At 67.8% G+C, this 6,136-nt stretch carries 4 protein-coding genes and 3 pseudogenes; 3 read left to right on the top strand and 4 right to left on the bottom strand.

The window, feature by feature from the left end:
- Window positions 1-122, top strand: a pseudogene (locus DMH12_RS39500) (two-component sensor histidine kinase); the annotation flags it as partial.
- Between the two features lie 7 nt (window positions 123-129).
- On the opposite strand, the gene DMH12_RS36530 reads toward DMH12_RS39500, so the two are convergent.
- The 3 genes from DMH12_RS36530 to DMH12_RS36520 form a co-directional block, all read right to left on the bottom strand.
- Entirely contained in the window at window positions 130-705 is a 576-nt protein-coding gene (locus DMH12_RS36530; protein ID WP_125495596.1) for a transcriptional regulator, read from the bottom strand.
- Between the two features lie 171 nt (window positions 706-876).
- Entirely contained in the window at window positions 877-2,439 is a 1,563-nt protein-coding gene (locus DMH12_RS36525; RefSeq protein WP_125495595.1) for a helix-turn-helix transcriptional regulator, read from the bottom strand.
- Window positions 2,436-3,074: a DNA-binding protein gene (locus DMH12_RS36520; protein WP_125495594.1), complete on the bottom strand. Its 639-nt coding sequence runs from the start codon at window positions 3,072-3,074 to the stop codon at window positions 2,436-2,438. The genes DMH12_RS36525 and DMH12_RS36520 overlap by 4 nt, the downstream gene beginning before the upstream one ends.
- Window positions 3,075-3,702: 628 nt before the next feature.
- Here DMH12_RS36520 and istA point away from each other — a divergent pair.
- Window positions 3,703-5,117, top strand: a pseudogene (gene istA / locus DMH12_RS36515) (IS21 family transposase).
- Window positions 5,114-5,884, top strand: coding sequence for an IS21-like element helper ATPase IstB (istB, locus tag DMH12_RS36510; RefSeq protein ID WP_125495593.1), 771 nt, complete (start codon window positions 5,114-5,116; stop codon window positions 5,882-5,884). Before istA ends, istB begins: the two are co-directional and overlap by 4 nt.
- A gap of 31 nt (window positions 5,885-5,915) precedes the next feature.
- On the opposite strand, the pseudogene DMH12_RS36505 reads toward istB, so the two are convergent.
- Window positions 5,916-6,136: pseudogene (locus DMH12_RS36505) on the bottom strand (integrase core domain-containing protein); the annotation flags it as partial.

The following is a 6,136-nucleotide window of genomic DNA, read 5'->3' as shown; positions in this document are numbered from 1 at the left end:
GCCTCGGCCTCGCCCTCGTCAAAACCATCACCACCGCACACAACGGAACCCTCACCCTCCACCCACGCACCACCGGCGGACTCAACATCACCGTCGAACTCCCCCAACCACCACAAAAATGAGCACCACTCAGGCCGCAAAGCCGATATTGCTCACGTACTCGTACTGCCCCCAGTCGGAGCCGAGATCGACCACGACGTCGCTCACCCAGGCTTCGTCCAGTGCTTCGTCGTCGTCGTCACTCCAGGCCTCGACGACGCGGTCCCAGTGCCGCACATTGAGTGTTCGCAAACCCAGCTCGCGCTGACGCGGCCGCGGCACATGAGACTGGTTGAGCGGATGCAGCTCCACCCGGGTGCCCCTGCCCCCGCGATTGAGACGCGCCAGCAGGTAGCGGGAGACGTTGCGACGGCGCACCGTCCGGTAGGCCGTATCAATGCGCTCGAGGTTCTTCTTCGAAGGGCTGCGCTTGCCGTCCAGCCACGCCCTGAGCGTACGGTCAGTGACGGTGAGACCGGCCCCGCGGGCCGCCTGGCGGGCGTGCACGGTGCGAGTGAGGTAACGCAGGCGCGCGAGCAGGCCACGACGTTCCGAGACCGGCGTGGCGACGAAGCCGGCAAGCCTGTCCAACTGACGCGCGACGGCTTCGTGTCCCTTGATGCCACGCGCACCATGCATGCCGAAATCAATGTTCCGCTCCGGCACCTTCACCTCCCCTGCTTGCACAACGCCGGCAGAACCCGACACACACGTCTGATCATGCCGAGATTACGCGATCCTGAGTTCGGGAGTGCCCCCTCACCATCGTGGACGTCCGGCAAGTGCAAAGCAATGAACCGCCGCACTGCCCCGGCGCGCGGCGTGCGGAACACGTCCTCAAGCACCGCTTCCGGGATCCGCTCCCACGGCGTACAGATCCTTGACCTTCACCTCGGTGAGGCCGCGGCCCTCCGGGAACACCGCCCGCCAGTCGCCGATGACGTGCAACTCGTCGGTTCCCATCACGCGTACAACCATCAGGCCCCGGTCGTAGGCCCGGTGCGCCTTGAGCCACAGGTTCACGAAGGCCTGGCTGCGGATGATGTGCATCCAGTCGGTACGGTAGATCTCACGGTTGAAGTTGGACTCACCCAAGGTAGAGACGAATTTGGAGTACATCGCCTTCACATACGCCAGCATCACCTCGTCCTCCTCGGCGATCGCCCTGTCCCGGGCATCCTTCATCGCCACACGGAACTTCTCCAGCAGACCTTCCGTGGCTCCCGAGGTCCAGGACTCGTGGATCTCCGGCGGGTCGCACAGGCCGTACTTCGGGCCGGACAACCGCAGCAGCAGGCGCAGCGTCGGCTCGGTCACCCACAGGGGACCGGGTTCGTCACGGTTGCCGATCGGGTTGGGCAGCACCGTGCCGTGCTCCCACACCGGCGGGGTGATCAGGTGAAGGCCGGCACGGCGGCGGTCGTGGTGGTTGCCGGTGGAGTGCTGCAGCTGCCCGAGCGGCAGCCAGGTCTTGAGCGCGCTCAGGTAGGCGCCGTTGATGTCGAGGGCGGTCACCTCGTGCTCGTGCGGCGGTAGGCCGGGCCTCGTCCATTTGGGGCGGGCCTCCCAGATGTGGTCGGCGCCGCGGGCGCTTTGTTTACGCAGGATGTCGGGCAGCCACGGGTGAGCGACGATGTCGTACCGTCCACCGATGCGGGTGGATTCCAGTAGTGCCATCGCATCCGGAATCGCCCGCTTGATCAGCGCTTCTGTGGCTTTCTCGAGGTCACCGGCGTGCTCGGCCACCGCCCGTGTCACGGCTTGGCCGATCAGGTCGGGCGTGGCGGCGTCGGCCGGCTGTGCCCGGCGCCCGGCCGGGACGATTCTGATGTTCGGGCCTTTTTGGGTGCGACCGGCGGGACGCGGCTCCCGGGGCGTACGGTGCCGGCCCTCAGTAGCCTGTGCGGCCGCCGGTTGCGGTGCGCAAGCGGCGGGGTTGGCAGGGGCCGCAGCGACACAGCAGTCGGCGGCGTCGAGGTGCTGAGGGAACCCGGCGACCTGGTGGCCGGCGGGAAGCCCGCACAACACGCAAGGACGCGGCTCGGGAAGAGCCTCTACGTCGTCGGTGCCGGCGTCCTGTGCCGGGCCCACGGTTTCATCCTCGACGGCATCCTCCGAGTGGGAGCCGGTGTCCTCGGCCGCCGCCGCTGCATCCCGGGCCTGCAGTCCAGCGCGCGCCGCGTCGAGGAAGTAGGCGTACCTTTCCCTGACTTCGCCGTTCGGGGCACGGCCCGACTCCCAGCCCCCGACCGTGGACGGGCTGACACCAAGTACCTGCGCGACCTGGGCGCGGGACAGGTTCAGCTTCTCCCGCAGATCGCGCCTCTCCCCGGCCGGGGGAAGCGGGACCTCCTGACGGGCGCCGGCCACCAGGGCATCAATGGACTCGAAGTCGCTCACGCGTTCTCCCCCACAGCGGGCTGGACTCTCAGGTAAGCGATCGGACCGCCCGACACGGCCGTATGCACCCGCGCACCGAGCAAGGTGCCGGTCAGGTCCGCCACCGCCCGGTCCGTGGCCAGCACCCGGAAAGTCGCCGGTGCGTCGAGGGCTCCGACCCGGCCGGCGACGGTAGCGGTGAAAGAATGCCGCACCTCGCCCCGCCCCCCGTGCCGGGTTCCCTCATGGCCTTGGACCGCAAGGACACCCGTCACCCACCCGGCCACGGCCACAGGCAGCACCCCGGCAGCCACAATCGTCTCCGGATCACACCGCCACCACTGGCGAGAGGCCCGAAGAAACTGCTCATCGCTCAGATCGGGCGAGTCACCGATGAAGTCACGGTCGTCGTCCCCGTCAGCAGGACATACGGCCGCAGCAGTACGCAGCACCGGAAGTACACCCTGGACAACACTCACGTGCGGGGCCCGCGCCAGCGCGCACACACGAGCCGCCTGCAGGTCCCGAAGAAACCCACTGCCGAGCAGCTTACCGACGGTATTGGCAGACACGCCCAAAACATGGGCCGCCTGACTGCGGGTGAACACCTCGACAGTGGACTCCTCGGAATCCACCAGCTCGACGGACGGCAGCAACGATCGACCTCACTGAACACCCAAGCACTGCCACTCCTGCGACAGCACAGCAACAGCAACAGCAACAGCAACAAGTGCATTGAAGCAATACACAGTGCGTTGCGTCAACGCATGAACCGACGACACGAGGGTCGCCGCACCAGGGAATGACCAGGGAGGCAACGCCGCCAGTGCGGGAGCCGAGCACGCGGGCCGCGACTCCGCTTCCGCGTCTCCCCAGGCGCCGTAGCGTCCGAAGCCGGTTGCCCCGTCGCGCACACGGGGGTGACCCCCGGCCGGTCTGCAGGGCGGGGACGACTTCGGGCCGCGCCCGTCCCACGCCGCACCCTTCCAGAACTGCCCGTCGTCCGTCGCCCACACCCAAGATGGCCGCCCGAACACCGGAGATACCGTTCCCGCGGCCGGTCCGGTCAGACAGCGCTCAGGACGGCCCCCGACTTGAACCCGCCCCCGCCGCAAGCGAGGACGACGACGCGACGGACACCGGTCTCGCACCGGGGGGCGGTGTCGGCGTACACGTGAACGTGCATGGCCGCGTACGGATGAACGTGCAGAGTTCCTGATGTGCTGAGGTTCGGGATTCGGCACTCTGCTGCCTGTTGGTCGAGGTCGCAGAGATGGGGTGGCCGTGGTCCTGGATCCGCAGCGCTGGCTGGAACTACGGCGCTTTCGTGGCCTGGTCGAGTCCGGAGCCATGAGCCTGACCGAGGTCGCCAAGGAGACCGGCCTGAACTGGCGGACGGTCAGCAAGTATCTGTCAGCCGATGGACCCGCCTCGCCTCCGCGCCGGTCGCCGAACGGCCGGTCCCGGCCCAGGGTGATCGACGAGTTCGCGCCGCTGGTCGACTCGATGCTGCGGGCGGAGATCCTGCTGAAGGCCGCTGTCATCCACGAGCGGCTGGCCGCGGAGTACGGGTTCACCGGCAACTACCAGCGGACCAAGCTCTACGTCCAGGAAGCCCGGCCCCGGATCGCCGAGGAACTCGGCATCACGCCGAAAGAGCTGGCGGGCATGCACCGGCGGTTCGAGGTGATCCCGGGCGCCCAGGCTCAAGTGGACTGGGGCGACGAGGGCAAGATCCTTTCCCACATGGGCATCGGGAAGGTCTACTCCTTCCACATGACGCTGTCGTACTCGCGCGATCCGTTCTGCTGCTTCACCACGAGCCAGGACCTGCAAACCTTCTTCGACTGCCACCGCCGTGCGTTCGCCCACTTCGGCGGGGTCCCGATGACGATCGTCTACGACCGGACCAAGACCGTCGTCCGACGCCACGTCGCCCCCGGCGAGGCGGTCCGCTGCACCCGGAAGCGGTCGGCTTCGCCGGCCACTACGACTTCGACATCGACGTCCTGGCCGCCTACCGGCCCACCGGCAAGGGCCGCGTCGAACGCCAGGTCCTCATCGTCCGCGACCACGTCCTGTCCGGGAGAGCCTTCTCCTCCGTCGAGGAGATGGACGCCGCGTTCGCGGCCTGGGTGCCCCGGCGGCGGGACCAGATCCACAAGACCCACCGGGAGGTCATCGGCGAGCGGGCGGCCCGCGACCACGCAGCCCTCAAGCCGCTGCCGCTAACTCCGTATCTGGTGGCCGAGCGGCACTTGCGGCCGGTCGGCAAGGACTGCCTGGTCGCCTTCGGCGGCAATCTCTACTCGGTGCCCGCCCGTAAGGTCCGTCCCCGTCAGCTGGTCGAGATCCGGGCAGCGAAGTCCCAGGTCATGCTGCACTCCACCGATCCTGGCACCGACGGCGGAACGCTGCTGGCGATGCATCCGCGGGCGGTCGGCCGCGGCGTCCGCGTCGTCGAGGAACAGCACTGGGACGGCCTGCCGACCGGCAAGGGACGCCGGACCACCACCGGCGACGTCCAGCCCCGGCCCCGCCCGCAGCCTCGGGGCGAAGAAGCCGGCCCGCTGCAGGCCCTGCTGAACCGGGCCGCGGCCACCCGCATCGAGGTCGGCCGCCGTCCACTGTCGGTCTATGACGAACTGACCGGCACCCGTCCCTTCACCACCCACCCGAGCACGAGGGAAATGTCTTGAGCGAGCTGGTCTCCACGCGCATCCGCAACACAGCCGGCAAACTCGGCCTGCCCCACCTGACCGAGACCATCAGCGAGTACATCCGGCGGGCTGACGAGGGCAAGATGGGCTATCTCGACTTCCTCGATCTGGTGCTGTCCCAGGAACTTGCCGTCCGCCACGACCGCCGCTTCCGCCAGGGCCTGCGGCTGTCCCGGCTGCCCCACCACAAGACTCTGGACGAGTACGACTTCTCCTTCCAGCCCGACCTCGACCCGCGCAAGGTCAAAGACCTCGCCACCCTGTCGTTCGTCGAGGCCAAGGCGAACGCCGCCCTGCTGGGGCCGCCCGGGGTGGGCAAGACGCATATCGCTGTCGCCCTGGCGGTCACGGCCTGCCGGGCCGGCTACTCGATCTACTTCACCAGCCTCGACGACATGGTCCGCCACCTCAAAGCCGCCGAGGCCGCCGGCCGTCTGACCAGTAAGCTCGGCACCTACCAGCGGCCCAGCGTCCTCGTCGTCGATGAAGTCGGATACCAGCCGCTGGAACGAGCCGAGGCGAACTTGGTCTTCCAGGTGATCTCGAAGCGCTACGAGAAGGGCTCGATCATCCTGACCTCAAACAAGACCTTCAGCGAATGGGGACAGGTGTTCGGCGACGAGGTCCTGGCCACCGCCATCCTCGACCGCCTCCTGCACCACTGCGAAGTGATCTCCATCAACGGCCCCAGCTACCGCCTGAAGAACCGCCTCAAGGCCATCGAGCGAGAGACCGAAGTCGCTTAAGCGCTGCCGCCCAAAGACCACGGGGCACGCTCTAGTTGTATTGACCCGCAGGGTTGTTCACGCGGCTGATCGGTGGGTGGCCGCCGAGTGCGGTGTGGCAGCGGTGGTGGTTGTAGGTGTGCAGGAGTCTGTCAGAGCTTCGGACCGTTCGTGGTTGCTGGTGTAGGGCCGCAGGTAGGCCCACTCATCGAGCAGGGTGCGGTTGAAGCGTTCGACCTTGCCATTGGTCTGCGGCCGGTAGGCGCGGGTGAG

This window comes from Streptomyces sp. WAC 04229, from assembly GCF_003947455.1.
Lineage (GTDB): Bacteria > Actinomycetota > Actinomycetes > Streptomycetales > Streptomycetaceae > Streptomyces.
The sequence above is the reverse complement of the archived record's forward strand: the minus strand, read 5'-3'. Positions and strand labels throughout refer to the sequence as shown.